Annotated in this window: 22 protein-coding genes; 6 read left to right on the top strand and 16 right to left on the bottom strand. The window is 48.2% G+C overall.

The genetic code is table 11. The features are described from left to right. Positions 1–405 (top strand): bactofilin family protein, encoded by a 405-nt coding sequence (locus ADU23_RS12520; RefSeq protein WP_053374045.1) that lies wholly within the window; start codon positions 1–3, stop codon positions 403–405. A gap of 127 nt (positions 406–532) precedes the next feature. Continuing rightward, positions 533–1,525, top strand: coding sequence for a lipoate--protein ligase (locus tag ADU23_RS12515; RefSeq protein ID WP_053374044.1), 993 nt, complete (start codon positions 533–535; stop codon positions 1,523–1,525). A 52-nt stretch (positions 1,526–1,577) separates the two neighbouring features. On the opposite strand, the gene ADU23_RS12510 is transcribed toward ADU23_RS12515, so the two are convergent. The 6 genes from ADU23_RS12510 to ADU23_RS12490 all read right to left on the bottom strand — a co-directional run bounded on the left by ADU23_RS12510 (position 1,578) and on the right by ADU23_RS12490 (position 10,791). Continuing rightward, on the bottom strand, positions 1,578–1,760 hold the full coding sequence (locus tag ADU23_RS12510; RefSeq protein ID WP_053374043.1) for a hypothetical protein: 183 nt from the start codon (positions 1,758–1,760) through the stop codon (positions 1,578–1,580). A 59-nt stretch (positions 1,761–1,819) separates the two neighbouring features. Beyond that, positions 1,820–1,969 carry a hypothetical protein gene (locus ADU23_RS32755; protein ID WP_157265752.1) on the bottom strand — a complete coding sequence of 50 codons (150 nt, stop codon included), beginning with the start codon at positions 1,967–1,969 and terminating at the stop codon, positions 1,820–1,822. A gap of 596 nt (positions 1,970–2,565) precedes the next feature. After that, on the bottom strand, positions 2,566–7,212 hold the full coding sequence (locus ADU23_RS31790) for an endo-beta-N-acetylglucosaminidase (RefSeq protein ID WP_063845989.1): 4,647 nt from the start codon (positions 7,210–7,212) through the stop codon (positions 2,566–2,568). A 57-nt stretch (positions 7,213–7,269) separates the two neighbouring features. Next, entirely contained in the window at positions 7,270–8,775 is a 1,506-nt protein-coding gene (locus ADU23_RS12500; protein ID WP_053374042.1) for an ABC transporter substrate-binding protein, read from the bottom strand. Between the two features lie 100 nt (positions 8,776–8,875). Continuing rightward, positions 8,876–9,832: a carbohydrate ABC transporter permease gene (locus tag ADU23_RS12495; RefSeq protein WP_442950606.1), complete on the bottom strand. Its 957-nt coding sequence runs from the start codon at positions 9,830–9,832 to the stop codon at positions 8,876–8,878. 20 nt (positions 9,833–9,852) lie between these two features. Beyond that, positions 9,853–10,791, bottom strand: coding sequence for an ABC transporter permease (locus tag ADU23_RS12490; protein WP_053374041.1), 939 nt, complete (start codon positions 10,789–10,791; stop codon positions 9,853–9,855). Between the two features lie 230 nt (positions 10,792–11,021). On the opposite strand from ADU23_RS12490, the gene ADU23_RS12485 reads away from it, so the two are divergent. Next, a complete protein-coding gene (locus ADU23_RS12485) occupies positions 11,022–12,800 on the top strand; it encodes a sensor histidine kinase (protein WP_053374040.1) in 1,779 nt (592 codons plus the stop codon). A gap of 1 nt (position 12,801) precedes the next feature. Next, the gene (locus ADU23_RS12480) at positions 12,802–14,379 is read left to right on the top strand and encodes a response regulator transcription factor (RefSeq protein ID WP_231637596.1); all 1,578 of its coding nucleotides are present in this window, start codon (positions 12,802–12,804) and stop codon (positions 14,377–14,379) included. Positions 14,380–14,408: 29 nt separating this feature from the next. On the opposite strand, the gene ADU23_RS12475 is transcribed toward ADU23_RS12480, so the two are convergent. Together ADU23_RS12475 and ADU23_RS12470 are read right to left on the bottom strand one after the other, a co-directional pair. Continuing rightward, entirely contained in the window at positions 14,409–16,784 is a 2,376-nt protein-coding gene (locus tag ADU23_RS12475; RefSeq protein WP_053374038.1) for a sensor domain-containing protein, read from the bottom strand. 258 nt (positions 16,785–17,042) lie between these two features. Continuing rightward, entirely contained in the window at positions 17,043–17,801 is a 759-nt protein-coding gene (locus tag ADU23_RS12470; protein ID WP_053374037.1) for an SDR family oxidoreductase, read from the bottom strand. 196 nt (positions 17,802–17,997) lie between these two features. On the opposite strand from ADU23_RS12470, the gene ADU23_RS12465 reads away from it, so the two are divergent. Continuing rightward, positions 17,998–18,618, top strand: coding sequence for a TetR/AcrR family transcriptional regulator (locus tag ADU23_RS12465; RefSeq protein ID WP_053374036.1), 621 nt, complete (start codon positions 17,998–18,000; stop codon positions 18,616–18,618). 50 nt (positions 18,619–18,668) lie between these two features. On the opposite strand, the gene ADU23_RS34215 is transcribed toward ADU23_RS12465, so the two are convergent. The 4 genes from ADU23_RS34215 to ADU23_RS12445 form a co-directional block, all read right to left on the bottom strand. Further along, positions 18,669–18,926 (bottom strand): DUF3934 family protein, encoded by a 258-nt coding sequence (locus ADU23_RS34215; protein WP_053374035.1) that lies wholly within the window; start codon positions 18,924–18,926, stop codon positions 18,669–18,671. Positions 18,927–19,092: 166 nt separating this feature from the next. Next, positions 19,093–19,707, bottom strand: a complete 615-nt coding sequence (gene cysC / locus ADU23_RS12455) for an adenylyl-sulfate kinase (protein ID WP_053374034.1) — start codon at positions 19,705–19,707, stop codon at positions 19,093–19,095. Between the two features lie 146 nt (positions 19,708–19,853). Continuing rightward, entirely contained in the window at positions 19,854–20,906 is a 1,053-nt protein-coding gene (locus ADU23_RS12450) for an LLM class flavin-dependent oxidoreductase (protein ID WP_053374033.1), read from the bottom strand. Positions 20,907–21,187: 281 nt separating this feature from the next. After that, on the bottom strand, positions 21,188–21,382 hold the full coding sequence (locus ADU23_RS12445; RefSeq protein WP_053374032.1) for a hypothetical protein: 195 nt from the start codon (positions 21,380–21,382) through the stop codon (positions 21,188–21,190). Positions 21,383–21,813: 431 nt separating this feature from the next. On the opposite strand from ADU23_RS12445, the gene ADU23_RS12440 reads away from it, so the two are divergent. Continuing rightward, on the top strand, positions 21,814–22,440 hold the full coding sequence (locus ADU23_RS12440) for an SGNH/GDSL hydrolase family protein (protein ID WP_053374031.1): 627 nt from the start codon (positions 21,814–21,816) through the stop codon (positions 22,438–22,440). 52 nt (positions 22,441–22,492) lie between these two features. Here ADU23_RS12440 and ADU23_RS12435 read toward each other — a convergent pair whose 3' ends face one another. The 4 genes from ADU23_RS12435 to ADU23_RS12420 form a co-directional block, all read right to left on the bottom strand. Then, positions 22,493–23,482 (bottom strand): Gfo/Idh/MocA family protein, encoded by a 990-nt coding sequence (locus ADU23_RS12435; protein WP_053374030.1) that lies wholly within the window; start codon positions 23,480–23,482, stop codon positions 22,493–22,495. Between the two features lie 20 nt (positions 23,483–23,502). Then, a complete protein-coding gene (locus tag ADU23_RS12430; RefSeq protein ID WP_053374029.1) occupies positions 23,503–24,162 on the bottom strand; it encodes a ThuA domain-containing protein in 660 nt (219 codons plus the stop codon). Between the two features lie 113 nt (positions 24,163–24,275). After that, positions 24,276–25,364, bottom strand: a complete 1,089-nt coding sequence (locus ADU23_RS12425; protein ID WP_053374028.1) for a low temperature requirement protein A — start codon at positions 25,362–25,364, stop codon at positions 24,276–24,278. A 160-nt stretch (positions 25,365–25,524) separates the two neighbouring features. After that, entirely contained in the window at positions 25,525–26,286 is a 762-nt protein-coding gene (locus ADU23_RS12420) for a sugar phosphate isomerase/epimerase family protein (RefSeq protein ID WP_053374027.1), read from the bottom strand. Between the last annotated feature and the right edge of the window lie 42 nt (positions 26,287–26,328).

Below are 26,328 nucleotides of genomic sequence, written 5' to 3'. Positions count from 1 at the left end.
ATGTTTAAAAATAAAAACGTGAAGCTAAATCCGGACACGACCGATACGCTTGTCGGAGAAGGCTCAACCTTCGAAGGTAAAATCAAATCCGAAGCCAGCATCCGCGTCGACGGCCATGTCATTGGCGATATTGAATCGGCAGGCCATGTCACGATCGGTGAGAACGGCAGCGCCCGCTCAACGATTGTCGCCCGCGACCTCATCCTCGCAGGCAAAGTATACGGCAACGTGGAGGTAAAAGGAACGCTAACAATACGCGCGACCGGCTCCCTCATCGGCAATCTATCCGCGGAAAATCTCCTCATTGAAGCCGGCGGCGTTTTCCAAGGAACAAGCAAGATGGCTGTTAAGGAAACTAGCGCTGACGCAGCCTCAGTAAAAGCCGCAAAAACGAACTCAGCATAATCTACAAAGCGATGAAGCATTCCATGGGACTCCCTCCTGTGGAATGCTTTTTTGGACTGGTTTGATAACTGGCTCTTTATGCAGGTATAATTGCCCTTAAGAGCTACTACATAGGAGGAGAATAACGATGCGCTTTGTAAGCAACAACGGCATTACCGACCCCACGCTAAATTTGGCGTTAGAGGAATATATATTGCGTTCATTGCCAGACAATGACGATTATCTGCTTTTCTACATGAATGAGCCTTCGATCATCATCGGCAAAAACCAGAATACGGTCGAAGAAATCAACGCGGAGTATGTAGAGACAAACGGCATTCATGTGGTCCGCAGACTGTCTGGAGGCGGCGCTGTCTACCATGATCTCGGCAATTTAAATTTCAGCTTCATCATGAAGGATGACGGCCAATCCTTCCATAACTTCAAGAAGTTCACAGAGCCCGTCGTTCGCGCGCTCCAACGCCTCGGCGTAGATGCGGAAATGACCGGACGAAATGATCTTCAAGTCGGCGAGCGTAAAATATCCGGCAATGCTCAGTTCTCTACAAAGGGAAAAATGTTCAGCCACGGAACGCTTTTATTTGATTCCGAAATCGAAAATGTCGTATCGGCGCTCAAGATCAATGCGGAGAAGTACGTGTCAAAATCAACCAAATCGATTCGCAGCCGCGTTGCTAATATTTCAGAATTTTTGAAGGAGCCGCTGACGGTCGAGCAGTTCCGGCAAAGCTTGCTGCAATCGATTTTCGAAGGCTTCGAGGAAATTCCGTTCTACGAGCTAACGGAGCAGGACTGGGAGAGCGTTCACAAGCTTGCTGACGAGCGCTATCGCAGCTGGGAATGGAACTACGGCCGCTCTCCTGCCTTCAACGTGCAGCAGAAGAAACGGATAGAGGGTGCCGGGACGTTTGACGTACGCCTTCAGGTAGAAGAAGGCGTAATCGTAGGCGCTGCCATTTACGGCGATTTCTTCGGTCGCGGCGACAGAAATGAAGTGGCTGAGAAGCTGATCGGCACTCGGTATGAAGCTTCTGCGCTCAAGCAGCTCATCGATGGCATCGATTTGCCGTTCTATTTTGGACCGGTAACGAATGAACAATGGCTGGAGCTTCTCTTATAAAATCACGATCAAATAGCCTCCAAGCTTGAAGCTCGGGGGCTGTTTGCTGCTTCTAACGGGAAAATCTTCTAACCATCCTATTGATTGCCGCCGTCATCCGCTCGTTATCCTTGCTCTTCTCTTCCTCTTCTTTCGCTCTTTCCAGCGCTAATAACCCTAAGCTATAACCAACAATTGAAAGGGACACTGAAATTTTAGCCAAATCATCAGCTGTAATTTCTTTTTTGGAAGTCATCTTATGCTCCTTTATTTGAAAATAGATTTAGCATGCTTATGATAATTAGAAAGAAATTATTATTTATTTGAGGACTCCGTTCTTTCTTTTATGATTGCGAACAATCCAAATAAATCGCCAATTATTAAAATAACTGCACCCCACAGGGCAAGATCGTCAGCTGATAGTTCGTTGACATCCGCTTCCGCTATAATAGCTCTTTTTGACATTTGGATTAAGCTCCTTGGTTTCATATGATGATAACAGCCTATGCCAAAGCGCAGCATGGGGTTTGGGCGTATGCCGCAGTGTCTAGAAATAATGTTGGACGAATGGCTATGCCAAAAGAAAAAGAGCCTTTAGAATCGCTTCTAAGGCTCGTTTGTCGTGTCGGGGGTACTACTTCAATCGCCAGCACCCCAGCTGCGTGCAACTAACAGGAATAACTCCATCTAATCTTTGGATTCAGAGGGCGTATGGAACGTTTAGCTGGAAAATCTCCCGTTAATCGGAGCACGTCCAGCCCATTTGGGCTAAAAAGAACAAATTAGCGGGAGGAAATCCAACTAATCATAAATTTCGCTCGATATCGGCTGATATAACGGGCGTTTTTCCCGTTAATCCTGATTCCGGCGGCTGAAGCCTCTTGCCTCAGCTTCAACTTCAGCGGCGCGCGGGGCAAAATGAGGGCTAGGACAACTTTTTCACGCAGGGAGATAAAAACGGAAAAGCAGCAGCGCCAAACCGTTCCTCCTCGGCATACGAAAGGGCACTGGAAAATACAGCTTTTCCAGTGCCTCTACTCGAGTATTGCTCGCTGACTGGCTTACTTCTTAAGAAGCTCCAGCATTTTCAGCAGAACGGTTACCGACTCCGCTCTCGTCGCTGAATCGTTAGGCGCAAAGCGCTTGCCCCCGCGTCCTTGGATAATGCCCTGCTGCACGGCGGTCATGACATAACCTTTCGCCCACGCGGCAATTGCTGCGTCGTCAGCAAAAGTGGTGCTGTCGATCTCGCTTACCGGCAAAGCGGCAGCCTTGACAATCATCGCCACCATTTGGGCGCGAGTAATGATTGCATCGGCGCGGAAAGTGCCATCCTCATAACCGCTGATAATGCCAGCCTCTGCAGCTAAAGAAATAGCATCCTTCGCCCAATCACGCACCATCTCGCTATCCTTGAAGGCGAGCGGCTTAGCTTCCCCTTTCAGCTGGAGAGCGTTAACCAGCATAACTGTAAACTCCGCGCGTGTAACCTGCGCATTCGGTTTAAAGCTGCCGTCTAAATAACCGCCAACTATACCTTTCGAAGCAGCATCCTTAATGTTAGTCTCTGCCCAGTGTCCAGCAATATCGTTGAACGATACGGGAGGTTTCGTCTCCGCTAATTCCTTCACATCAATGCTAAAGACAGCGAATTTGGTAAAATGATCAACCTCTGCCGTAATGATGTCCCCTGCTGCTTTTCCCCCGACTTTAATCCATTTCTTGCCAGCTTCATCGTAGTAGAAAATGACCGGCACACGGTTTGTTCCAACTTTCGATGAATCGAATTTAATCGACAGGCTCACTGGTTTCCCAAAGCTTCCGGTCATATTCTTTAATAGTTCAAAAACGGGACTAAGCAGAATGTCCGTATTGCTTATCAGTGGGGCCGCATTCGCTAGTTTCTCAATGCTGACGCGCAGCTCCTGTACCGATGCGCCGGCAGGAACGACCAACGTCAATTCATCGTTTAGCTTAACCGTTCCTGTGCCATTTGCCGCTATGGTCAGGTCTGCTTTAGTTGCGGGCGCAGGTGGCGTAACCGGTGGCGTGTAGCCGCCGTCAACAGGCGGGTTCCCACCGTTCCCCTCGCCATCGCCCGGCGACTCGCCGCCCTCATAGGTTAAGGCTTTCCGCAGCAACATAACGGCTTCTGCCAGCGTAACCTCGTTTTGCGGCGAGAGTGTCTGGCCTTCTGCAAACAGCGGCGCAAGTCCGTTTGCAAACAAAGCGTTAATATAAGCCTTAAATGGCTGATTCACGGATTCCACGTCCGCAAACTTGCTTAGCGCATCGGTGTCAACAGCCGTATTGAGCGCTAACGTTTTGGATATAATCGCCAATAGCTCCTCACGGCTTACAAGCAGCTCCGCATCCATGCTGTAATCTGCCGCAATTTGCGCCATAACGCCCTCGAACGTAAGCTCCTTATTCAGCGCTTTATTCATCAGGCTTACCAGCTCGGACCGTTTCATGGAGTGATTTGGATCAATATTTGCGGTATCATCCGCTTTAAGGATGCCTTTCTTGATCCAGTCCTTGAGCTCGCTTTCCGCCCAGTGCCCTCTTATGCCGCCAAACACCCGTGCTTCAAATGCTGCTCGTATGCTTTCTTGGTCCGCATAACCTTCAGCCGGACGGCTCGCTAACAGCTCCGAAGCGATATAAGACTTTTGTTTATCATCAAGCAGGCTGTACAGCTCCATCGACAAGCCAAGCCCGGACGCTTCCAACGCTGTCTTCATAGCAGCCGCATCCTGCGCGCCGTTAACCGCCGCAACGGCTGTCCTAATCATTTCTTCGACATACGCTTGAACAACCGCGTCGACGGCCGCTTGCAGCGATGTTTTGTCCATGAACCCGCCAACTGGTTTGTTCTCCCACACTTCATAGGAAACGACTCGTTTCGTATAGTCATCCAGCTTATTGTACAAGCTCAAATTCAGATTAAGCCCCGGCGACTCCAACGCAGCCTGCATATCCGCGGCGCTTTGAACGCTGTTCATCATTTCGACAAACCGGCTTTTGAAGCCGTACACTTCAAATTCATAGATCCGCGCAGTGTTATCCGTAGCCGTCGCTTTATCCAGCTGCAGCCTTACATACCTCACTTCCGTCAACGGTATGTTATGCTCGGTTACGCTATACGTATTTCCTACTACTGTCGTTACATCGCTCCAGGCCGCGTTATCGCTGCTGATCTGGATTTTATAGCTATCCGTATTCATGGCATCAGCTTCACCGCCATACGCGGCATGGCCGATTTTAAATTCGCTGATCAATGCTTTCTGCCCCAAATCAACCTTTACCCAGTGAGGATTAGTGGCTGAGTTGGCGCACCATTTGGTTTTGGCGTTGCCGTCAAAAGCGAACTTGGCTGCCTCGCCAGCCGCGCATTGCGAGTCGGCCGTATAAGCGCTGTCTGGCTTGCCCAACGCCATATTCAGCTTCCCGCCGATAATGTCGCTCGTTACGGTAACCTGCGCCGTTGCCGTATCCTCTCCAGCGCTATTGATAGCGGTTAGCTTCACCGTGTAGATGCCTTCCTGCGCATAGGTCACCTTCGGATTTCCCGAGCTGTAATCAACCGTACCGCCCGGAAATTCCCATACGACCTTCTCCTTCGTTTCAAACGACTGATCATAGAAGGTGACGGTATCGCCAGGCGCAGCGTACCAAGCATCAGCTGTAAACTTCGCTTCCGGCTTCGGATACTCCGGCCATTCCATAATCGCTTGCGTCCCCGCGCCTTGTCTGTAGTACGGATCAACAGGAACAACCTCGATGACGCTTGTCAGTTCCTTGCCGATGCGCTTAATGGCAGGTACGTAATAAGCCGTATTTGGCGTAGCGCCTTGGAACTCCCTGCTGCCGTCCGGCTTAATCAGATAAATCTCGTAATAAGCGGCATTTGAGCCCGACCCGTCCCATTTAATCCGGGCATCGGCGGTGATGTCCGTGATGAAGTCGTTTTCGACTGATAGATCACGAACGGCTTCCGCTTCATTCCCTTGTGCCGAAGAAGCAGTCACAGACAACCGACCAATATTGATCGAATAGTCAAGAACGGCTTTCTGGCTGGTGAAGTTTAAGGAAATGGCTGCGATCGTCTTGCCTTGGTACGCCGCTAGCGGAAGATTTTTCGTGCGCCAAGCGCCAGGTGTCGCTTCCCCTGCATCAAGAAATACAAATTGATCGGGTGCATCGGCAAACGCTAGCCCTACCTGCATATTGGAGTCCGTCATGCCCGGCGTATTCGTTTTGAACGTTAACGCAAGGCTCGTGTCAGCAGCTACCGGCAGCTCTGTTTTGTAGAGCTTAACCTGGGTAGCGTTTTTCGCATTCAAAAGATTTCCCGCCACCTTCAGCGAGCTGCCGCCATAGTAAGCGGAAGAGAAATCGATGCTAGGCTTCAACGCGGTTCCTTGGCTGAGCGTTATCCAGCGCCATGTCGGCATGACATCCTGCAAGCTGCGGTTGTTCCAAGGCTTCGTGCGCAGCACCTCGCCATCCACCGCGAAGAAATCGCCGTTGCCGGTATTAAAGTTAGTAATGAAAGGAAGCTTCGTTACCGGCGTTTTTTCCACGAAATAATTCGCTATGCCCTTCCAGCTTGCCGTCGTTGTCGTACGGCTAGGATCGCCGTTTTGGCCGACCCAGAACAGGTTTTCCTTGGCATATAAATCTTCTCTGCTCTTATGCACCTTGAACGCCCAATCCGGGCGGTAAATGCCGAGCGAGAGCGTTGCCGGCTGATTATTCGGGAAGATGGCTCCCCAATTCGGATTCGATCCCGTCCCGTTCGCCTCAACATCAATGCCGGCGTAGATGTCGTACGGGCTTCTGCCCAGACTCTCCGCTTTGGCTCTGGAATTGTTCAGTCCCGTCTGATTCCATGAGAAGTCAATAAACATGCTATCGGACACTCTGCCATTATCCTCGACAAACATGGCATTGTTATTGTTCAGCTGGCGCTGCCAGCCGACCGCGCCCGTGCTGTTCATCGCATCGTACCACTGCATTTGCATGCCGGGCTTTTTGTGCGCCTGCAAATACTTTAGAAACTCCTGCATCAAGCTTGCAGTAGCCGCATTTCCTCCGGCTGTCTCCTGATTGATAAACCAACCGTCGAAGCCGTAGTAATCGGCTGCTTCGATCAATTTATCGGCAAACGGAAAGGAGCCGTCGGCATTTTTTTGCAGCGAGGCCGTGACCCAGGAGAACTTTCCTCCATATGCCGTCGGCGGATAAAAAATATTGCCTAAAATCGGCACGCCGTTTTTGTGAGCCGCGTCGATCGCATCAGCGCTCGGCGGCACGATAATGCCCTCGCTGGAGGAGCCTGCCCAGTGCACCAGCAAATCAACGTACTGCCAGTATTGAAAAGCATATACGTCAAATTGCTCCGAGCCTTGGGAAGGCACCTTGCTGGTTGATTGATACATTGCGGAAAGAGCAGCCAGTTTAGGAGCTGTTGATGCATTCGGATTGACTTGATAACCTCCATTAGTCCGGCTAGCAAGCGGGATTGAAGCTCGATTGAATGCGGCATCCGGGTCTGTCTCCGGCGACCATTGCAGCAGATCATCAACGAACCAAGCGGATGCGGTCGGCTGCTTTGCGCTGGCCGTGCCGCTCCATGCCATACAGATCGAACAAGCTAAAAACAAACCCGCTATAAGCTTATACCCGTTTAACTTCGTGATCATTTCAATTCCCCATTTCTGTTTCCCTGCTCCCCTATCTGTATCCGATTCTGTATTTTTCTATTTACTTGCGCGCCATTCGTCAAGCTGCTTCTGTACTTCAGCCATAATCTTGTCAATTCCTTGCGCTTTCAGCTTCTCAACCGCTTTCGGCTGAATTTCATCCGGGTTAACCGAGCCTGTTTTGAGCGCATTGCCATACTCGTCAACAGCGTTTTTCACGTTGGCAATTTCCGACATTACGCTTGTAGGATCGAATTGGAATCCGAGCAGCGGCGCGTTCGTAGCGGAGCTGTTAAACGCTTTGTACTGCTCCCATTTATCAGCCGGATCATTGGCAAGCTTATCAAGAAGGAACATATTTCCGAGCGTAAATGCCGGCATCGAGTAGCCCGAATCTGGAATCGGCTCGAACGTGTCCTCCGTAAGCTTCTTGTAATGGACGCCTTCAATACCGTTGTTCAACAGGTTGCGAAGGTGTGCATCGGTATTAAGCAGATTTAGAAATTCCATCGCTTTTTCCGGATATTTAGTCTGTGCCGAGATCGCTTGAAGCGAGCCGGTAACCGACCAGTTAAATACCATTGGCTCATGGATTGGCGTGGACGCAATCGGATATTGCATGCTGTCCGTCCAGAGAATATCTGCAAAAGGTACCGTATGCTGCTTGTCTACAAGCCATTTGCCTGTTTTCTCATGTTCATTTCCTTGCTTAACTGCAACGTCTGGAGGCAAATAGCCTGCTTTATAATACTTGTGCATCGTGCCGAACATTTGCTTCGCTTCTGGCGTATCCCATACATTTACCACTTTAAAATCGGTCGTATTCAGCGGCACGCCAATTGGCAGCCCTTCAAGCGCATAGTCGAACGGCAGGAATGGATCGATGTTGCTTGGGATCGGATAAACATCCGGCTCGCCTGCTTTAACCGCTTTCAGCATCGGCTCCAGGCTCTCCAGCGTTGTCGCCTTCGTAATATCCAGGTTGTATTTATCGGCTAAATTTTTGTTGAAGCGCCATACCGCTTGTGCGGGCAGCTCCTTGTTCGTCGGGATCGCATAATTATGGCCGCTTACTTTGGAGCCCTCTAGGAAAGCTGGATCAAGCACTTCCTTGATGCCCTTGCCATACTCGTCTAGCAGCGCATCCAGCTCGTAGAAATAACCTTTTCTTGCGCTTTCTACGTAGTTGAACGCCCAAGAAGAAGTAAATGCGATGTCGAACGGCTCGCCTGACGCTGCAATAACTTGCATTTTTTGCGTGTAATCGCCCCAGTCGAGCACTTTCATTTCAATCGTTGCGTTTATTTTCTCTGTCAGGTACTTATTCACTTCAGCGATTACTTTATCTTGATCAGCCTGCACGCCGCCAATCGTGTACCAGATCAAGTTAACTGGCTTTTCTTTTTTCTCTGCTGCCGGCTTCTCTCCCGCATTGTTCGTTGGCTCCGGCTTTTCGCCGCTGCCGCTATTCTCTTTTCCGCTGGAACAGCCCGCGAGCGCTGCGACAGCAATCATAATGAAAACAAGTACAGTAAGCATACTTTTTCTGCTTTTGGCTACCATTCTTTGTTCCTCCCTTTATTGGTGAAAATATATATTAACACGTCGATGCCGGTTGCCGGCTCGTGCGCCTTAATAACGCCTTTTAATTATGCTTGTCGTGCTATTCTTTGACAGCCCCGATCGTCAGGCCTTGTACAAAATACTTTTGGAAAAAAGGATAAGCGAACACGATCGGCACCGTTGCCAGTACAACCATTGCCATTCTCGTCGTCTCCATCGGCAGCGTTCTGATAAGCTCCGAGCGTTCTGTGCCGGCAACGCTGGTTGAGTTTTGTACAATAAACTGGATGTTGTTCTCGATCTTCATCAGCAGCGACTGCAAAGGCACGAGACTCGCATTGTCTATGTAGAGCAGCGCATTAAACCAATCATTCCAGTAGCCTAAAGCGCTGAACAAGCCGATCGTAGCGAGGCCCGGAAGAGAAATAGGCAGCACTAAATAAAAGAACACGCGAAACTCGCTGGCGCCGTCGATTTTTCCCGACTCAATAATGGCGTCAGGAACCATCGTTTTAAAAAAGGTGCGCATAATGAGAATCGAGAACGCGCTAACGCACATCGGAAGAACCAAAGCCCACACCGTGTCTTTCAAATGCAAAACCTGCGTCATTACGATGTAGGAGGGAACTAGTCCCCCGCCGAACAGCATCGTGAAAAAGGCGATAAAGGAAAATATGCCGCGATACCTGAAATAGTTGCGCGAGATTGCGTAGGAATAAAGCGAGACGATCGCGATCGTCAGAAGCGTCCCCACAATGGTGACAAACAGCGTTACCCCATAGGAGCGCAGCAGCTGGTCGCCCGTCTTGAACATGTATACGTAAGCGGACGCGGACCATTTTTCCGGAAAAATACTGTAGCCATTGACCGCGAGCGATTGCTCATCCGTAAAGGAAATAACGATAATGAACAGGAACGGATATACGCACATGAATGAGAATAAGCCCATAGCCAGATGCGCCAGCCCGTTCCAAAACGGAGGCAGCTTATGAATATCCCTCGTCTTCTTTGTTCTAACCGGTTTGCTCTGCTGTTTGACGATTATGTTTTCAGCCAAGTTGAACGTCCCCCTTTCCTTTAAAACAAAGCTTGCTCTTTGTTTATTTTTCTAACGATCATATTCGTTACGATAACAAGCACGAAGCCTACTACAGCTTGATACAAGCCTGCTGCGGTACTCATTCCGATGTTCCCCGTTACCTTCAGCCCCCGGTAGACAAACGTATCAATCACGTTCGTTACAGGATATAACGCGCCGGTATCCCGAGGCACCTGGTAAAACAAGCCGAAATCCGCTCTGAATATGCCGCCGATTGCGAGAATAAATAGAATAACGATAATTGGCGTAATCATAGGTATCGTTATTTTCCTAATCTGCTGCCACTTGCTCGCCCCGTCGATCATCGCCGCTTCGAAATAGGATTTGTCGATGCCAACAATCGCCGCCAGGTAGATGACGCTTCCAAAACCAACGCCCTTCCACAAATTCACGAACACCAGAATATAAGGCCAGTACGCCTTCTCCGAATACCAATAAATCGGCTTCATTCCTAGGAAATCAAGCATTTGGTTCAGTGCGCCTCTGTCAACGCTTAGAAAGCTGTAGACAAAATAGCTCACGATTACCCAAGATAGAAAATGCGGCAAAAACATGCCGGTCTGATAAATTTTCGCCATCTTCTTATTCGTAATCTCGTGAATGACGATTGCCACAAATACGGACAAGGCCGTTCCGAGCACGATAAATACGGCGTTATAGAGAATGGTATTGCGAAAAATGATAAAGGCATCCTGCGTCGTGAACAGAAACTCGAAGTTTTTAAAGCCTGACCATTCGCTGTTGAGAAGGCTTGCAAGAAAGCCGTCCCTGCTAAATTTATAATTTTTGAAAGCGATGATAGCCCCCGGCATCGGAAGATAGCAAAAAAGAAAAAACCAGATGGCACCAGGAAGCACCATCAGCAATAAAGCTTTATTTCGGCCTATCATTCGAAGCTCGCGCATTAGACTCGTCATGTTGTCCCTCCCAAATCCTTGTCTTTGTTGACCTAAATTTAGCATAATGAAAGCGTTTGCCAAAGTGAACAAATCAATAAAAAAGTGGATAAAACAAAGAAACAAATTCGGAGGCTCCCCTATTTTTAGGAAATTGTGATACTCTAGTTTTTAGAGAAAAGCCGTGCAATTTCAAATTGAAAGCGTATACTTAATAACGTTAATGACACCGGCAGGGGGTGCTCTATTTCATGAAGAGAGTCATTGATTTCTATAGAAAGCATTACAAGCAAAAGCTGTTCAACAAAATATTAACGATGTATGCCATCATAACGATCGTATCGCTAGCGACGCTCTCTGCCTTTGTCTATACCTATTTAAATAATTCGCAGGTGCAAAAGGAATTGGATTTGAACAAGCAAATATTGGCGGGCGTAGGCAGCCATTTGGATATCAAGCATGCGACCTCGCAGCAAATTATTCAACAAATCTATCGGGATGGACCTTCGGCTTCCTCGGCCTTGCTGAGCGATGTCCTCTCTTTCTTGCAAAACAATTTCTCTGATTATTTGAACAAACGGCTGCTGCAATACAGCGCAACGGGCGTCCGGACGCCCGACATCAACTCTTTCCTGCGCCTGCTGCTCGCCAATAACCCGGATATACGTACGGTCGCGCTGTACAGCAAGGACAAAAAATTTCTTTTCACGCTGACGAAGGATACGCAAAACTATTATTACGTGGATGGCGATCTGCAAGCCGTGATTGGCAAATACATCGCTACCGGCAAAAGCTATACGACCGTTAGCAACATTAATAATATGACGACGCAAGAGAGCATCGGCAACTTGATCATCGATTACGACTCCACGGCGATTTACAGAACCTTTCAAAACAAAACCGATGAAATGAAAGGGTATATCGTCGTGCTGACGCCGGCCGGGGACGTTATTTATGATTCGTCTAACCGCTATTACGGAAAGCCGTATCCTTATACCTCCTTACTGAATAACCCCTCTTCGATTCAGCGGTTTGAAGAGGAATCATACATTAACATGCAAACGACGAATAAGTTTGGTTATTGGATCGTAGGCGTAATCCCCAAATCAGCGATTAACGGCAACATGAAGGGACTCAAAAACACGCTTATTTTAGTGACGGTAATTTGTATTGTAGCGGCCATTACCCTCACCTATTTCACGATCGTCAATTTCTCCCGCAGGACAAAGGTCATCGTGCAAGCGATGAAAAAAGTACAGGACGGCGACTTGAGCGTCCGAATTCCGCGGGAGAAGGAGGACGAATTATTTCAAATATCAAGCCGCTTCAATCAAATGTGCGAGGATTTGACGCAATATATCGATCGGGTATACAAATCGGAGATTCGCGAGAAGCACGCTGAGCTCGTCGCCTTTCAAGCGCAAATCAAGCCTCATTTTCTATACAACACGCTTGAGGCGATCCGGATGCGGGCATTGTCCAAAAAAGCGGATGACGTCGGCGAGATGATCTATATTTTGGCAACCTTGTTCAGGTACTCCGTCAAGAGCGAGACGATCGTCAAACTATCGGATGAAATCGAATATTGCCGCTTGTATCTCGATTTGTTCCGCATTCGGCTATTGCAGAAATTCACCTATGAAATTAATATCGAGCCCGAATGGATGAGCATTCCGATTCTAAAGCTCTCGATTCAGCCGATCATCGAAAACTACATCATACATGGGTTGAATATGTCGCAAAGCGACAATCACCTAACCATTTCCGCCGAATGGGATGGCCGCGATTTGCAACTGGTCATCAGTGACAACGGCAACGGCATTGAGCCTTTGCGGCTGATGCAGCTGCGGAGCAGCCTAGAGCAGCATCCGCCGCAAGCTTCCAATTCCATCGGACTTATTAACGTAAATGAACGGTTAAAGATATGCTTTGGCAGCAGCTACGGGCTGCAAATGAACAGCGAGGCTGTGAAAGGCACCGACATCACCGTAAAAATACCGGCAGGTCAAGGGGGACAACAATTTGCGTAAGGTGTTTATAGTAGACGATGAACCATTTATTTTGGAAGGATTAGCTTCCATTATCGATTGGGAGGAATATGGCCTTACGTTAGCCGGCCAAGCCTCGAACGGTCTGGAGGCGCTGGAGGCGCTTCAAAAATCGGCTGCCGATATTCTCGTCACCGATATTATGATGCCTCATATGAACGGCCTTGAATTAATCAAACAGCTCAAGCCCATTCATCCGAATATGAAGTTTATCGTGCTTAGCGGCTACCATGAGTTTGATTATATTAGGGAAGGCATGCGGCTTGGCATCGAAAATTATTTGCTGAAGCCCATCAATATCTGCGAGTTAAGGGAGACGATCGAGAACACGGTAGCCAAAATACATGTGGCTGCGGGATCCGCGTTAACGAGCTCCTATCAGCTTGATATTTTGCGCGACAATGTCGTTAACCGCTGGGTGAGCGGGAAGATCGATCAAACGGAGCTTAAAAATAGGCTGCAGCTGCTCGGCATCCCGACGGAAAACTGCTGCTATGCGGCAGCGTCCATTAAGACGGTGCAGGACTTGCCTAATTATTCAGGCGGGGACTTCTGGCTGCCAGGACACTGGGATAACGAGGTTTACAGCATAAGCAGGAAACAATCGGACTGGGCGGGCAATGCGATTTGCTTCAGCGACCGGGACGGCGATATCGTTATTATTTGTACAGGAGTCAGCTCCGAGCAGGTTCAAGAGACGGCGCTTTCCTTGCTTTTGGCCATTCGGAAAGAGCTGAAGCAGCGGCTTGGGATACAGGTGCTTATCACGCTTGGCAGCGTGGAGTGTGATTATTCGGGCGTGTCCCAAAGCTATGACCATTCGAAGCGGCTTCAAGAGTATTTTCTGACCAATTCGGAGGATGAAATTATTCGTTATGAAAAATTGGCTGCGGCAAACCGCCTTTCGACTAAATCGGTCGACGTGAACACGCTTGAATATGAGCGGCTTCTGCTTGGTCAGAACAAGGCGGCGCTGAATGCTTTTATCGACGAGCAATTTACGATGCTGCAAGCGCAGGAGTCGCTCTCGCCTGCCCATATACATAACTGCGCCATTGAACTCATACTGCTTACGAAACAGACCGTAAAGGAAAACAAGCTCAATCATGAGCTCGCGACGAGTGACTATAAACAGCTGTTTGCCGCTTTATTTAAAGCGCAGACCATCTCGCAGCTGACTGAGCACGTCAAGTTTATAGCCGGCTCCGCGATGGATTATTTATCGGTCGAGGTCGACGACTTCAGCCCAGTCGTCAAGCAGGTCATACACCAGATCCAGACACGTTATTCGGAGGAGCTGTCGCTCAAGACGCTCAGTCAGACGCTAAACATTCATCCGTTTTATCTGGGGCAGCTGTTCCAGAAAGAAACAGGCGAGAGCTTCTCCGACTACGTGAATACGTACCGGATCAGCAGAGCGCAGAAGCTGCTTAAAACAACCGCCATGAAAACAAGCGATATTTCCAAAAATATCGGCTATTTGGAGCCTGGCTATTTTTATAAACAATTCAAAAAGTACACCGGCGTTTCACCCAAGGAGTATCGGGGCAGCCAGCTTTGAGCTGACGGCCTCTTCCTTATTCCTGTGCGTTAAGCAAAGCATTTGTCTGCCAGCAGCTTATTAAATTCAACGAGCGGAAGCGGCTTGTGGTAGTAGTAGCCTTGCGCCTTGTCGCAGCCAAGCTGCTTTAACTGCTTTAATTGGTCTAACGTCTCTACGCCCTCGGCTACGACCTGCTTTTGCAGGTCATGCCCCATGGACACGATGGTTTTCACAATGGATAGTCCGCCTTGATAGGCGTCCATATCGGTAATAAAGGAGCGGTCAATTTTTATAATTGCGATAGGCAGCTGCCTCAGTACGCTTAAAGAGGAATAACCTGTACCGAAGTCGTCAATCGCGATATGAATGCCAAGCGCGACAAGCTCATCGAGCATTTTCCGAGCCACATTCAAATTGTTGACCACCATGCTCTCCGTTATTTCCAAGCACAGCCGGGCCGGCTCCAAGCTGCTGGAACGCAAAATCTCCTGCACCTTGTTCACGAAATCCGGCTGCATGAATTGTCTCGATGAGACATTGACCGACAGCATAAAATCGACCCAGCCCTGCTCCTGCCAAAGCCTGCCCTGCTGGCATGCCTCGGCGATGACCCACTGTCCGATTTCATTGATTAAGCCGGTCTGCTCCGCAAGCGTAATAAATTCCCCCGGATGAACCATCCCAAGCTCCCTCGATTGCCAGCGAATAAGCGCCTCTGCCCCGATTAACCGCCCGCTCATCAAATCAACCTGCGGCTGATAATGAAGCACAAATTCGTTGCGCGCAAGCGCTTTGCGAAGATGCTTCTCCAGCCTGACATCACGCTGGACGAGCACAATCATATCACTCGTATACAGCCGGTACTGATTGCCGCCGCTGTGCTTCGCATTGTACATCGCAATATCAGCCCGCTTGATCAATCCATCCGAGCTGTTATCATCAAACGGATGGACACTGATGCCAATGCTGCCGCCTAAGTAAAAATCCTGTCCTTGCAGCGTAATCGGAAGCTGAAACGCTTGATGGATATTTTCGGCAAACGATACGATTTCGTCATACTCCTTAGCATCCCTAATCAAAATAATAAACTCATCGCCGCCAAGCCGGGCAAGCAGATGCTGATCACTCACATTGTTCAGCAGCCGCCTGGCAATTTCGTTGAGCGCTTCGTCCCCGTATCGATGCCCAAGCGTGTCGTTAATGAGCTTGAAGCGGTCCAGATCGATAAGCATAACGCCTAGCAGCGCCTTTGACGATTTTACTGATTCAAGAGAGGCTTCGAGCTCTCTATTGAAATGGTAGCGGTTGGGCAGCTTAGTGAGCGCATCATGATGTGCCAAAAAATGAACAAGACGCGCCTCCTCCTTCTGCTGCGTGATGTCGCGAATAACGGCGAGGATAAATCCGTCCTCATATTCAGACATCCACTCGGTGTCTACGAGAATGGACCTCTTCTGTCCCAGCCGATCCACGATGGTGAGCTCGCGATTTCGCCAAGCCTCACATGGGGTAGGCGCCGCATGCGCTTCCTCCACGCCCGTCCATTCAGGCTCTACAATAAATCTCGATAGGGACAGGCCCTTGAGCTCATTCTCGTTAGTGAAGCCCAGCAGTCGAAGCGCCCCGGGATTCGCCTCCTTCATCGTCATTTTATGGTCCAGCATAACGATAGCCGTTGGAGATAAATGATAGAGCAGCTCGTACTTTTTTTCGGCTGAAGGCACAAAATCATATTTCATAAATACGCGAAGCGAGATGCTCCAGGTGATCATGGATAAAAAAAGGATCGTATCCGGTATAAAGAGGTACGGAGAGAGCCCAAAAAAGAGCAGCGTTGCGATAATCGCCGCCACCAGGTAAAACAGGTTCGCCTTAATAAGCACCCTGTATCGTTTGCGCTCGGCACTATTGATTGCTTTAGCTTTGGCTTTTAGGCTGACCGCCAAATTAAATAATGAAAATAAAAAGATCATGCCCAAAATGATATGCATAGCTGGAGCAAACAGCGCCTGCTTCCAAAATGCTTCCGTTCGGATTCCCGTAAATAAGAAAGGTTCCCCTTTTATTAATAGCATTAGATAATAAAGGATAAGCGGGGCAAATGCGACGCCTGTGCTGCTTAAGCGTGGAAAACGAAGATATTTATTCGCCGCTCGAATATGAAATAATACGCTTGTGCTAGAAGAAGCGATGCCGACCGGATAGACCAAATATACAGCTATCGCCAGCGTCCTATCGGCGGGTAACAGCTGCTGAATATATTGAAAGAAAATGAGGAGCGCGAGCAAGCTTGTCGTGATGGCAGCGAGTCGATTTTCGATATGGCGGGGGGTTCGTCTTATAATGACCAATGACGTATCAATCATGAAAATGACAGGCAGCATGAATAATAGCAAAAGCAGAACGGATTGGTACTCATTCATAACATGATGTCTCCTCGCTTAGTATAAATAGAATGGGATATGCGATGCTTCATCAGGTAATGCTATTTTCCCTGCTACGCTCTAGCGCCCTATCATCTTTTCACATATTTATCCAACCTTCTACTCCTATTATAGAACTTAACGCTCGACAGGACAATCAATATTCCGACAATCGCAGCGGTTTATAAAAAGCAAAAAGAAGCCGCAATCATGCGGCTTCTAAAGAATATTACATATGCCGTTGCCCTGCGGCAAAGATTAATAGGCTGTCCAACCTGCGTCCGCGGTAATAACCGTACCGTTTACAAAGCTGGAGTCATCCGAAGCCAAGAATAGAGCTACTTTTGCGATGTCTGACGGCTCACCCGTGCGCGGATTTAAACCTATGCCTGCCATCGCCCGCGACATGCCGAATTCATTCGGCGTGCTGATCGAGGTGCCGATATTTGTAGCTACTCCGCCTGGCGCAATCGCGTTGCAGCGAATGCCCAGATTGGCATATTGGAACCCTACGTTTTTCGTGAAGCCTACAACCGCATGCTTGGAAGCCGTATAAGCCGCTCCTGCTCGGGAGCCGTATAAACCTCCTGCGGAGGCAATGTTTACGATAACGCCGCTCTTCTTCTCCGTGAAAATAGGAAGTGCTTTCCGTGTAGTTCGCATTGGGCCAGTCGTATTAATCGCAAATACGCGATCCCAAAGCTCATCAGTCAAATCTCCCGCAGGCACAAAGTTATCCATAATGCCCGCATTGTTTACCAGTATATCCAAAGTTCCGTAAGTCGCTACGGCTGTACCAATAAGTTGAACCACGTCTTCTTCTTTCGCAACGTTAGCCACGACAGCTATTGCAGAGCCGCCCTTTGACTCGATCTCGGCAACTACCGCATTTGCAGCATCTGCGTTAATATCGGATACGACAACCTTGGCGCCTTCAGCCGCGTATAGCTCAGCAATGGCCTTGCCCATCCCCGATGCCCCGCCTGTAACTATTGCTACTTTTCCAGAGAGTTTCATATTCATTCCTCCTGTAGTGTTGGTTCGTATATTACCCATAGAAATTATATTTACTGAACACTCGTATGTTACACAACGTGTGCGATTTAAAGTATAATGATTTATTGCAACCCGAACAATCAGTAAAAACCTCGCGTTTGTACGATAACGTACAGTTTCAAGCCTATTGTTGAATATAAACAGAGGAATGATTACGATGCCAATAGATAATCCCAAAACAGATCGGCGAATCATACGCAGCAAGGAAGCATTAAAGCAAGCTTTACTGGCGCTTATGTCCCAAAAGCCCTTCTCGTCGATATCCATTACCGAAATCGTTGAGCATGCCAATTATAATCGAGGAACTTTTTATTCCCATTACGAAAATAAAGAAGGTCTGCTCGACGATATTTTAAATCAGTTGATATCGGAGCTTATAAAATCGTTTCGCGCTCCTTATGAGAACACCGAGTTATTTCGGATTGATGAGCTGTCGGCTAACGCTGTCATGATATTTGAGCATATTTTTCAAAACGCTTCTATATATACTGTACTTTTAAGCTCGGAAGTATTACCGGATATAAGGGAAAAAATGTTTCTAGCCTTGAAGCAGATACTGATCGAGGACCTGGACAATGCTGACACGACGCTCAACCGCGAATTTCACGTCATCTATTCGATCCATGCCTTGCTCGGCCTCGTATTCCACTGGATCGAAGGCGGGTTTAAATATTCGCCGGAGTATATGCAGGAACAGCTCGTGCGCATTATCCACTGGCACCCGTCAACCGTCATCAACAAGCATAACGCTGCCAAGCGAAACTTGAATCATCAATAAAAAAAGGAAGCGCAGCTCTAATCGAGAGCTGCACTTCCTTTTTCATTATCCTATTTAACCGTATTTTTGCCTCTAGCCGCAGCGCTTCCGCCTTTAAAAGCGGTGCTGCCCTTAGGCATATTAGCGCTTTTCGCATTGGCTGTGCCGCTTGCGCCTGTTGCATCTTTCTCGCCCTCGGCACCTTTAGCGCCTTTGTTTCTGCCGAACACCTTTTTGGCTAGTTTCTTTTTTTCCCCTGCCTGCCAGCGATTCCAGCCCTTCTTGTCCGTGCCTCTGCCGGTTCCGCCCTTGCCCTTTGCGCTACTCATAACATCACTCCATCATATCTTCTATGCCGAGTTAAATTTCATAAAATGCAGCCACAGCATCTATCCGAACCTTGATCCTCGTTATCTTCTTATTCATTATACCATTAATTTCGCTTATAAAATCTTAATGATCATATCCAATCCAGCCCACAGCGCATATGGGTGTCTACTCTTCCCATGAGAAATGATGATGCTCATCCAAATAAGCAATGATTTGCCTCGCTGATTCAATAATCGATTGTTTGTCGGAGATTACCCTGATCTCAGGGTTTTCCGGATGCTCATACGGCGAGGTAATACCGGTGAATTCAGGTATTTTGCCTTCTCTCACTTTTTTATATAAGCCCTTCGGATCTCTTTCCTCACATATCTTCAAGGGACAATCGACGAACACCTCCACGAACTCATCTTGTTCGAAAATAGCCCTTGCCTTCTCGCGGTCGCTCCTTAGCGGCGAAACTAACGAAACAATGGCGATCAAACCGGCATCAACTAGCAGCTTTGCGGCTTGGGAGGTGCGCCTGACGTTCTCGCTTCGATCCTCCATGCTGAAGCCTAGATCATTATTTAAACCATAGCGCAAATTGTCGCCGTCCAGAATGGCCGTACGAATATGGCGGGCGTACAGCTGCTTCTCCACTTCATTCGCGATTGAAGACTTCCCCGAGGCGGATAAGCCTGTAACCCATAATACGAAGCTTCGATGCTTATTCCGTTCCATGCGATGCCGCTTCGTTATTTCAAATTGTTGGAAGCTTATGTTTTTTGCTTTTCCCTCCATCATTAGGTACTCCTTAGCGATATATTTAAGCGGGCAGATTCCACCTTACCATTTTATACGGTTGGGCAGAACAAAAAAACCGAAATCGCACGGGCCATTTCCCGCTGCTCTTTCGGTTTCATTTTATAATAGATTTATGACAGCAATCACACGGTAACCGTACCGCGATCCCATACCGCATTTGGAATTTCCCGGCGCAGCACAGGCGCTACTTCCTCGGCAAACCGCTCAACCTGCTCGCGCTGCTCCGCCTCGGTCAAGCCGTCGACGCTAATGCTCAGCACTTGGTTGCCGAAGGCCTGATGGTAATTCAATATTTTTTCGATGACTTGATCAACGCTGCCGACGAGCGAGGGACCATTCTTAATGGTATCTTCAAGGTCCTTAAAAGGCGATTTGTTATGCTGCGCTGCGCTTGTAGCTTGAAACGCGTCATAATAAGGGCGATAGCGCTTAATCGCTTCTTCCGACGTATTCGCTAAATATAAGCTGCCTGCTCCCGAGCCAACAACAGCTTGCTTCGGATCATGCCCGTAATAGGCAAGCCGCTCACGGTAATGATCGATGAGCTCCTTGTACTTCGCCTGCGGGTGGAAGCTGTTGGAGGAGAAGATCGGTTCGCCGTACTTCGCAGCCAGCTCTGTCGAAAGCGTGCTTGATGCGCTCCCATGCCAGATCGGAATCGAAGCTTGGAACGGTCTAGGCTGCGTGGTCACGCTATCCAGCGCCGGGCGGTACCTTCCTTCCCACGTCACGTCCTCCTCGTTCCACAGCCTTTTTAGCAGCGCATACCGCTCAGCTAACGACTCCCACTGCTCCTCCTCGGTTATGCCGAAGAGCGGATAGTGGCGCGGGTCGTTTCCTTTGCCGATAATTAGCTCCAGCCGACCTTCGGACAAATGGTCCAGCGTTGCATAGTCCTCTGCCACCCGAACGGGATCAAGCACGCTCAGAACCGTTACGGTTGTCAGCAGCCGAATGCGCGTCGTTCGGGCTGCGATAGCCGTCAATAGCACCGGCGGCGACGAGGACAGAAACGGAGCGCCATGCCTCTCCCCAATTCCATAAGCCTCAAAGCCAAGCTCCTCCGCCAAAATCGCCTGCTTCAATATATTTTGAAATTTTTGCTGAGGCGTTAACACTTCCCCAGTCACTGCATTCGGAATATTCATCACTAGACTAAACAAAGCGAACTTCATCGTGCGTCTCCTCCTTCGATCGCTCCATTAGCCAAGTTCGACATAGCGGGCTCAATATTTCAGCTATTTAATGAAGCTATAGTAGCATAGCGCGAATCCGCCCGACAACCTTTTTCATACTATTCCGATTATCATACTATTCTATATGTATATAAAAAAATTCAATGCGTATTACGAGCAACAAAAAAAGGATTCTAAACGGCATTAAAACTAAACCAGCATTAGTTTTATTGCCCTTAGAATCCTATTTCATCCGTTGCTCGTATCGACTGACTCACCCCTTAATAAGCATGGACCTTCTTGCTCATGATTTTCCAAACGATGCTTTTATGGCGCTCGGCTCTTGCAACCATTGCCTTCAAAGCGTTTAACGCTTCATCGGCCTGAGCCTTATAGTACTCGTCACCAAATAACACGAACAATCTCATATAATCATTATATTCATCCAGCCATTCATTGAAGTAAGAAGAGGTCATGTCCATCACTCCCTTATTTCGATTATAGATCAAGAACATTAAGCTTTTATTAGAATAATCTAAAGACAAGCTAAATTATTCTAGCAATCCCTTGTTTCTATTATAGTCTATTATTTTAATTTTCAGAATATTCCTGATATATTTATACAGATTTAACATTGCCAACTCTCCTTCCGAACATTCCTCTATCTTCTATTAAATAGGAAAAAGCATCAGAATAAAATAGAAACTTCTTGAGCTAATGTTTCCTATTTTATTGGATTCCGGCATAAACCCGATAAACTCCCATTCTTTCATATTGACCGCGGCATTATTTGGTAGGTATTATGAATTTGCTGACGAAGTGATGGCTCTCGCAGACATCACGCTTCAGGATATTTATGAACCTTATCTTATGAAGACCATCATTAGAAATTATTGGAGGTTTAAAGATGACATTAATCGAACAAAACGCAGTTGTGTTATTTCAAGGCGACAGTATTACCGATGCGGGCCGCCACCGGCCGGATGGCGCTAACCTTGGTTCTGGCTATGCAAACCTTGCAACAGCTTTGTTTACGAGTAAATATCCTGAGAAGCAAGCAACGTTCCTGAACAGAGGGATTTCGGGCGACCGTGTCGTTGATTTGGAGCGGAGATGGGAAGAGGATTGCCTTGATTTGAAGCCGACTTGGCTATCGGTCTATGTTGGCATTAATGATACATGGCGCCGTTATGACAGCAACAATCCGCTAAGTACAGAGGAGTATTATACCACTTACCGCAGATTGCTTAGCCGGGCAAAAGAGCAGCTTAACGCTAACCTTATTCTAATTGAACCGTTTGTGCTGCCTGTGAACGAGAGCCAGAAGCAGTGGCGCGAGGATCTTGATCCGAAAATCCAAGCCGTTCGCGAGCTGGCAGGCGAATTCAAAACGCTGTACGTTCCGCTAGACGGCTTATTCGCTCAAGCCGCTGCTCAGACAGGCCCTGCTTATTGGGCGCCTGATGGCGTTCACCCGTCGCATGCCGGTGCCGCGCTTATCGCAAACGCATGGCTGCAAGCGGTTAAAGCATAAATATAACGAAAGAGGAGCGGGACGCCTAGGCATCCCGCTCCTCATCTTTATCTTATACGTCAGCCGGATACCGTAGGCCCCATTGTTTCCTAATCGTATCTAAAGTGGTCATAATCGCCAGCGTCTCTTCGAGCGGAATGACAGAGCTCTCCAGCCTGCCCTCGCGAAGCGCGTTCATCGCTTCCTCCGCTTCGAACTTGTAGCCCTCGGCAATACGGTCATCCACAAAAGATTCAGGCTCCGCATTTTTCGCATGAAGGGTAGCCGACTCGCCAAATAAAAAGTTTGGCACATGAATGTAGCCTTTCGTGCCATAAATATAAGCATCGTTAACCATGCCGAGCTGAACCGCTCCGTTTAGCGCTGCGGCGCCCCCGCCCTCATATTCGAACAACAGCGAAAACTGCTCGTCTACGCCTGTCTCGCCGATTCTTGCGGTGCTCATAATTTTGGTAGGCTCTGACCCATAAATCAAGGAAGCAAACGAAACCGGATAAATGCCGGCATCCAGAAGAGCTCCCCCGCCAAGCGCAGGATCAAGCAGGCGGCTCTCCGGCGCCCAGCCGATATCAAAGCCAAAGTCGGCTTTCAGAAGACGCACCTCGCCGATTTTACCGTCAGCAAGCCATTCCATTACTTTACGGATTGGCGGCAAGAAACGTGTCCACATCGCTTCCATGAGAAATACGCCTTTTTCCCTTGCCAGCTCGATCATTTCCTTCGCTTCCGCCGCATTCATTGTAAAGGGCTTCTCGCATATTACCGCTTTGCCCCCGCGCAAGAGCGCAAGCACATTCTCCTTATGTACCGGATGCAAGGTTCCTACATAAACGATGTCCACATCGGGGTCATGAGCAAGCTCATCCACGCTGCCATACGCCCGGGGAATGTTATATTCCTTCGCGAAGCTCTGCGCCTTCTCTTTATTTCTTCCGCCCACCGCGACGAGCTCTGCGCCTTCCGCATAAGCCAAGTCTTTGACAAACTTAGAAGAAATCCATCCTGGACCAAAAATCCCCCATTTAATCGGTTGAATCGACATGCATTCATTCACTCCTCGAATTAGAATGATTGTATCCGGTCCTGCTGCCCGCCTCCGGCACACCACTGCAAAGCTTGCCCGATCATCTTCTGATATTCAGGCTGCTCGAACACCTGCAAAAAATGTCCCGGCGTAAGCACGCATACGCGCCCTGTGCCTTGCTCCCTTAACCAGCCGGCAGGCTGCGTGCCATGCTCCGACTTCGAAGTCATAAAGATTTGGATGCGCCCCTCCATGACCTCCATATGATAATGCTCGTCATGAACCGCAAATACGTCAGTATCCGGGCTGCCCCATAACACCTTGTCTGTATAAGCAAAAGAAACGGGACCCGACTCGGGATGATGCTGGAACACGCCGCCAACAAGCCCGTAGAAAACAGGCTCATTGCGGTAGCCCACCGTACCTGCGTGAAGAACTAGAAGCCCTTTCCCCTCTTCAACGTAGCTCTGGAACCGCTGCTGGATCTCCTCCGTAAGCCATGGCGTCTTATCGGATGACGAGATTTGATTTGCTTTTGCAAGAATGACAGCATCCTGCTGATCCATCCACTTGGAGGACCACTCCGATGCATGCTGAATATAATCGAACTCGATGCCTTGTTTGCTTAGCGGCTCCAAGCCTTCCATTATCGTTTTGCCTGGGTGCCAGCAATCATCGCAAATAACGCCAACCTTCATCTTCACATCTCCTTTGACTCTATTAAGTGCCTTAATAGAATTATAAACCTTTCCGCAGCGCATGGCTTACTAAAAATAGCGATGAATAAAGGCCCTTAGCTGGGACCTCAAGCTTAAGCTGTTGTTTTGGCGAAAAGAATAAAGAAGATCATGATTTCACCCAAAATAATATGAGGGGATGCGACCATAAATAAATTCAAGACGAACATAACGCCGAGCAAGCCCGTTAACAGAAGCATCGCTTTAAACGTTGGTTTTAGATGCTTGAATCGATACCGATACAAGACAAACATGACTGACCAGAAATATAGCAGCACCGAGCCAAAAGTAAAGCCTAACATAAACAAGTAGTTTAACTGGTCAAGGAAGAGCAGCTGAATCGAAGCCGCAATCATGCTAAGCGAAAAATAGATGAACAAATGCCCGTAAATAATGGTTTGCCCCGCTGTCCGCCTCGTTTTATCGACTCGCTTCTCCACATTCTCAAAGTACTGCCACCATATCCCGATGACCAATACAAACGCTAATGCGGCAAAAAGGATGGAAGAGCCCGTTAATTCATCCGCTTGCAGCACAGAAAGCATGCTTACAACGGATTCTCCTAGCAGAATCAACGTAAAAAGAGCAAATCGCTCCAACAGATGCGCGGTGTGTATAGGCGTTTTGACTAATTGCTTGCGCCCAATTAGCGGCACGAGGATATCAAGGGCAATACCTGCATACAAGATGGCATAACGTACCCATGAGTCAAAAAAGACAGAGAAACAAGATACGATGATGCCGAGCCAGAAGTAGGTTCCGAAAAAACGAGCCGTTCCCCGCTTGTCAGCAACCTCCGACTTTTGCGTGATTACATATTGAATGGCAGTCAATATTCTTGAGCCGATATAACCTACGAAAAAAGGCACATAATAAGCGTCAAAATCCACGTTTAGACTAGCCGTCATAATTAAAACAAAAAACAGCTGCAAAATCATAAAAATCCGATGCGTCGTAATGTCGCGCCCAAACCGATTGTTGTATACCGTCTGGCCGACCCAAGCCCACCAGATCGGAATGAAAATAAGCACGAATTTAGAGAGATGCTCAAACGAAATGATCCCGTGCTCGACATGCAATAAAACATGGGTAGCTTTTGAGATCGCCGCCACAAACAATAAATCATAAAACAGCTCCAGCCACGTAACCTTTTTTTCATGCATCGGTAGGAAGGCCCCTCTCCAAAATTAAATCTCAAATTGTATTATCTTAAATTAAAGATATATTTTTTTGTTAGAGCTGTCAATGGGTTTTTATAAAAAAAAGCCAGATGCTTGACCGCATCTGGCTCGCTGTTTCACGGAAGGAGTGCTTCCGACTCTATTATATATATTGCTTTAAATTTTGAAAGCTGATAGCCAAGCTCTCGAACGGATCACGTCTGCAAACATCCTGCTCCACAACGAACCATTCGACTCCCGTTTCCCGGCATGCATCAATAATCGCTTTGAAATTCAAGTTGCCTTGCCCGATTTCCGCAAACACCTGCTTATGGTCAATAATCTCCAAGTCCTTCAAATGAACGACGCCCATGCGGCCCTTCACCTGATGGATCGCCTCTACCGGATTGACTCCGCCTACATGCACCCAATACGTATCCAGCTCGAAACCGAACGCGGAAGGATCGCTCTCTTCGCGCAAAATATCCATTCCCGTTCTGCCGTCATACTTTTGGTACTCAAATTGGTGATTATGATAGATGAACTGCAAATCATGCTCCTTCAGCTTTTTCCCGATTTCAGAAGCCTTCTTGGCAAAGGCGGCATACCCCTCCGCGCTAGTCCGATACTCTTCCGGGATCGAGCCTAGTCCAACATATTTGCAGTTCCATAGCTTATGCTTCTGAACCGTGTTATCGAAGTCGTCCGCCAAGGCATCAAAGCCAACATGCGTAGCACAAATGCGCAAGCCCGCAGCATCTGCAAGCTCCTTTACCTTCTCCGGCGCAATCGGGCCGATGCCGGATACCTGAACGGCTTCATACCCAATTTCCTTCACCTTGCGCAGCGTCTGCTCCAAATCAGCTTCCGTTTTGCAATAGTCCCGTAACGTATAGAGCTGCGCTGCAATCGTAGATAAATTCATATATTCGCCGCCTTCTTATTTTAATGGGTTTGGTTTACCGCT

The sequence above is a fragment of the Paenibacillus sp. FJAT-27812 genome (assembly GCF_001273905.1).
GTDB lineage: Bacteria > Bacillota > Bacilli > Paenibacillales > Paenibacillaceae > Pristimantibacillus.
The sequence above is the reverse complement of the archived record's forward strand: the minus strand, read 5'-3'. Positions and strand labels throughout refer to the sequence as shown.

What these genes read in the sequence shown, in the direction of transcription:
- ADU23_RS12520 (WP_053374045.1), top strand. Translation starts at nt 1, where the DNA reads ATGTTTAAAAATAAAAACGTGAAGCTAAATCCGGACACGACCGATACG.
- ADU23_RS12515 (WP_053374044.1), top strand. Translation starts at nt 533, where the DNA reads ATGCGCTTTGTAAGCAACAACGGCATTACCGACCCCACGCTAAATTTG.
- ADU23_RS12510 (WP_053374043.1), bottom strand. Translation starts at nt 1,760, where the DNA reads ATGACTTCCAAAAAAGAAATTACAGCTGATGATTTGGCTAAAATTTCA.
- ADU23_RS32755 (WP_157265752.1), bottom strand. Translation starts at nt 1,969, where the DNA reads ATGTCAAAAAGAGCTATTATAGCGGAAGCGGATGTCAACGAACTATCA.
- ADU23_RS31790 (WP_063845989.1), bottom strand. Translation starts at nt 7,212, where the DNA reads ATGATCACGAAGTTAAACGGGTATAAGCTTATAGCGGGTTTGTTTTTA.
- ADU23_RS12500 (WP_053374042.1), bottom strand. Translation starts at nt 8,775, where the DNA reads ATGGTAGCCAAAAGCAGAAAAAGTATGCTTACTGTACTTGTTTTCATT.
- ADU23_RS12490 (WP_053374041.1), bottom strand. Translation starts at nt 10,791, where the DNA reads ATGACGAGTCTAATGCGCGAGCTTCGAATGATAGGCCGAAATAAAGCT.
- ADU23_RS12485 (WP_053374040.1), top strand. Translation starts at nt 11,022, where the DNA reads ATGAAGAGAGTCATTGATTTCTATAGAAAGCATTACAAGCAAAAGCTG.
- ADU23_RS12475 (WP_053374038.1), bottom strand. Translation starts at nt 16,784, where the DNA reads ATGAATGAGTACCAATCCGTTCTGCTTTTGCTATTATTCATGCTGCCT.
- ADU23_RS12470 (WP_053374037.1), bottom strand. Translation starts at nt 17,801, where the DNA reads ATGAAACTCTCTGGAAAAGTAGCAATAGTTACAGGCGGGGCATCGGGG.
- ADU23_RS12465 (WP_053374036.1), top strand. Translation starts at nt 17,998, where the DNA reads ATGCCAATAGATAATCCCAAAACAGATCGGCGAATCATACGCAGCAAG.
- ADU23_RS34215 (WP_053374035.1), bottom strand. Translation starts at nt 18,926, where the DNA reads ATGAGTAGCGCAAAGGGCAAGGGCGGAACCGGCAGAGGCACGGACAAG.
- cysC (WP_053374034.1), bottom strand. Translation starts at nt 19,707, where the DNA reads ATGGAGGGAAAAGCAAAAAACATAAGCTTCCAACAATTTGAAATAACG.
- ADU23_RS12450 (WP_053374033.1), bottom strand. Translation starts at nt 20,906, where the DNA reads ATGAAGTTCGCTTTGTTTAGTCTAGTGATGAATATTCCGAATGCAGTG.
- ADU23_RS12445 (WP_053374032.1), bottom strand. Translation starts at nt 21,382, where the DNA reads ATGACCTCTTCTTACTTCAATGAATGGCTGGATGAATATAATGATTAT.
- ADU23_RS12440 (WP_053374031.1), top strand. Translation starts at nt 21,814, where the DNA reads ATGACATTAATCGAACAAAACGCAGTTGTGTTATTTCAAGGCGACAGT.
- ADU23_RS12435 (WP_053374030.1), bottom strand. Translation starts at nt 23,482, where the DNA reads ATGTCGATTCAACCGATTAAATGGGGGATTTTTGGTCCAGGATGGATT.
- ADU23_RS12430 (WP_053374029.1), bottom strand. Translation starts at nt 24,162, where the DNA reads ATGAAGGTTGGCGTTATTTGCGATGATTGCTGGCACCCAGGCAAAACG.
- ADU23_RS12425 (WP_053374028.1), bottom strand. Translation starts at nt 25,364, where the DNA reads ATGCATGAAAAAAAGGTTACGTGGCTGGAGCTGTTTTATGATTTATTG.
- ADU23_RS12420 (WP_053374027.1), bottom strand. Translation starts at nt 26,286, where the DNA reads ATGAATTTATCTACGATTGCAGCGCAGCTCTATACGTTACGGGACTAT.